Genomic DNA, 1,603 nt, shown 5'->3' with positions numbered 1-1,603 from the left:
GTCGCCCCTGAAGAATCCCTGCAACCCGCATGAATGCTAGCTTTCAGGGTAATTCTCACTAGCCAAATCTCTCAAGTAGATATTCAATATAGGCTGTTTCCTGGGAGTTTCTGGAGCCTGTATGTCGATGACTGAAGACTTCTTTCGCAATCGCTTGGATCAACTCATTGACCTGCGCCACCCGCTGGCCGTTTTGGCCAACCGCATGCCCTGGCAAGAGATCGAAGCCTCCCTGGCTCACCGCTTTGCCCGTCAAGTGCGATCGGGCAAGAAAATCGAAGGCATGGATATGTTTGGCCCCACCCAGGCCTTGGCTGGTTCTGGTGTTTCCAACGCGGGCCGGCCTCGTTTGCCCACCCGCTTGATGGTCTCGCTCCTGTACCTCAAGCACGCTTTCAATGAGAGCGACGAGGACGTCATCCAGCGCTGGGGCGAGACACCCACTTGGCAGTACTTTTCTGGCAATGAATACTTTGAGCACCGCTGGCCTTGCGATCCCACTTTATTGGTCAAGTTCCGCAAGCTGCTGGGCGAAGAAGGCGTTGAAGAGTTGTTGGCTCGCACCATTGAAGTGGCGGTCACCTTGAAGCTGATCGCCAAGAAAGAGCTCAGCTGCATCATTGTCGACTCCACCGTGCAAGAGAAAGCCATTGCCCACCCCACCGACAGCAAGCTGCTGGAAACCGCCCGAATCAAACTGGTTGAGGCGGCCAAGGCCCAAGGCATCGAGCACAAGCAAACCTACGCCAAAGGAGGCCAACTGCTGGGCTACAAGGCCGGGCGCTACGCCCATGCACGCCAGTTCAGGCGCATGCGCAAAGTCATCAAACGCCAAAGCACCATCGTCGGCCGATTGCACCTGGAGATCACGCGCAAGATGAGCCCTCTGAGCCAGGCCGTGCAAGAAGCCTTGGGCCAAAGCATTGCCAAAGCCGAACGGCTGATCACGCAAACGCGCAGCCACAAGACCAAAGACAAACAGCCCAAGCTTTACAGCTGGCACGCCCCAGAAGTCAAATCCATCTCCAAGGGCAAGAGCCGTAACCCTTACGAATTCGGCGTGAAGGTGGGCATTGCCACCACGTTCAAAGGAACCCTCATCGTGGGTGCCCGAGCATTTCCCGGCAATCCGTATGACGGCCACACGCTGAACGAGCAAGTGGAGTAAGCGGCCATCTTGATGCAAGCGACCGGCATAAGACCGGAAACTGCCTACGTCGACTTGGGCTATCGGGGTGTTGACAAAGACAACCTGGATATCGACATCAAGCACCGCGGCAAATTCAAAAGCCTGACGCTCGAAGAAAAGAAGTCACTCAAACGGCGACAAGCGATCAAACCCATCATCGGCCACTTGAAAGCGGACCACCGGATGAACAGGTGCCACCTCAAGGGATCAAACGGCGACAGTTTGCATGCGGTGCTGTGCGCTGCGGGCTTCAACATCCGCTGGCTGCTGCGCATAATCGCAAAGAAAGGCATCGGCCTTTTTTTACGTCTGCTGCAGGTGGCCGCATTGGGGCAAATTGCACTGCAATTGCGGCAGATTTTTATATCACCCCAACTCAAATCCGGTTCCATAAACTCGGCCTTGGCCTGAAAA

The 1,603-nt window shown here is 55.6% G+C and carries 1 pseudogene; it reads left to right on the top strand.

Features of this window, described 5'->3' with window-relative positions:
• Positions 1-121: 121 nt before the first annotated feature.
• Positions 122-1,600, top strand: a pseudogene (locus B9Z45_RS16565) (IS5 family transposase).
• The last annotated feature ends 3 nt before the right edge of the window (positions 1,601-1,603 follow it).

This window comes from Limnohabitans sp. 2KL-17 (assembly GCF_003063415.1).
Taxonomy (GTDB): Bacteria; Pseudomonadota; Gammaproteobacteria; order Burkholderiales; family Burkholderiaceae_C; genus Limnohabitans_A.
The sequence above is the reverse complement of the archived record's forward strand: the minus strand, read 5'-3'. Positions and strand labels throughout refer to the sequence as shown.